This is a genomic window from Teichococcus aestuarii, assembly GCF_003116135.1.
GTDB classification, from domain to species: Bacteria; Pseudomonadota; Alphaproteobacteria; order Acetobacterales; family Acetobacteraceae; genus Pseudoroseomonas; species Pseudoroseomonas aestuarii.
Genome location: NZ_PDOA01000076.1, coordinates 1 through 828, shown reverse-complemented (window position 1 = coordinate 828; position 828 = coordinate 1). Strand labels below are relative to the sequence as shown.

At 64.4% G+C, this 828-nt stretch carries 1 protein-coding gene; it reads left to right on the top strand.

What is annotated here, in order from left to right; all coding sequences use genetic code 11:
* The first annotated feature begins 12 nt into the window (after positions 1–12).
* A complete protein-coding gene (locus CR165_RS24195) occupies positions 13–819 on the top strand; it encodes an IS5 family transposase (protein WP_109519425.1) in 807 nt (268 codons plus the stop codon).
* Positions 820–828: the final 9 nt, after the last annotated feature.

Below are 828 nucleotides of genomic sequence, written 5' to 3'. Positions count from 1 at the left end.
AGGTTGCGGGGCATGACTGCCCGCAAGCCGTACCCATCTGATGTGTCTGATGAAGAATGGGTGCTGGTCGCGCCCTATCTGACGCTCCTGCCGGAGGACGTCGGACAGCGGGAGCATTCATTGCGCGAGGTGTTCAATGGGCTGCGCTACGTGGTGAAGACCGGCGCACCCTGGCGCTGGATGCCCAATGACCTGCCACCTTGGGCGGCCGTCTACCAGCAGACGCAGCGCTGGCTGTCGGCAGGCTGCTTCGAGGCGTTGGCCGAGGACCTCCGAACCGTGCTGCGGCTAGCTGCTGGACGAAAGGCGCAGCCTACTGCTGCTATCCTGGACAGCCGCACCTTGCGCTCCACGCCGGAGAGCGGCGAACGAGCGGGCTATGACGGTGCCAAGCGGAAGAAGGGCTCCAAACTGCACCTGGCGGTCGACACACTGGGGCATCTGCTGGCGTTGCACGTCACGCCCGCAAGCGTCGACGACCGGGCCGAAGTCGGACGCCTGGCGCAGGCGGTGCAATCCTCAACAGGCCAGAGCGTCGATCTGGCCTATGTCGACCAGGGATACACCGGCCGGAAAGCAGCCGATGCCGCGAAAGCCCATGGCATCGAGTTGGAAGTAATCAAACTGCCGGAAGCCAAGCGCGGCTTTGTCCTGCTGCCGCGACGCTGGGTGGTCGAGCGCTCCTTTGCTTGGGCTACCCGCTTCCGCCGCCTGGTGAAGGACTACGAGCGCTACGCCAGCACCCTTGCCAATCTCCACCTCGTCGCCTTCACCTGCATCATGCTCAAGCAGGCGGCTCAACTGGCCGCAGGTCCATAACAACCTCTA

What these genes read in the sequence shown, in the direction of transcription:
- CR165_RS24195 (WP_109519425.1), top strand. Translation starts at nt 13, where the DNA reads ATGACTGCCCGCAAGCCGTACCCATCTGATGTGTCTGATGAAGAATGG.